Below are 255 nucleotides of genomic sequence, written 5' to 3' on the forward strand. Positions count from 1 at the left end.
TCTTGATCGAGGCAGACCCCGGCTATACCGCCCTGGTGTTGCTGCAGGAACTGTGCGAGAGCCTGGGACTCAGCAAGCGCGGCACTATCCATGAGCTTAGCGAGAGCTGCATTACGGCACTGAGTGGTACTGGGCGCGCAGTTCTGATTGATGAGGCTGAAAACCTGCCATACCGCGCGCTGGAGGTCATTCGCCGCATCCACGATAAGGCCGGCGTGGGTATCGTTCTGGCGGGTATGCCGCGTTTGATTCTGA

1 protein-coding gene is annotated in these 255 nt (G+C 59.2%); it reads left to right on the top strand.

What is annotated here, in order from left to right; all coding sequences use genetic code 11:
• A partial coding sequence (locus NWP14_RS27915; RefSeq protein WP_375216329.1) for an AAA family ATPase occupies positions 1–255 on the top strand: 255 nt, incomplete at both ends.

It is taken from the genome of Klebsiella sp. C349492 (assembly GCF_042055345.1).
GTDB lineage: Bacteria > Pseudomonadota > Gammaproteobacteria > Enterobacterales > Enterobacteriaceae > Klebsiella > Klebsiella scottii.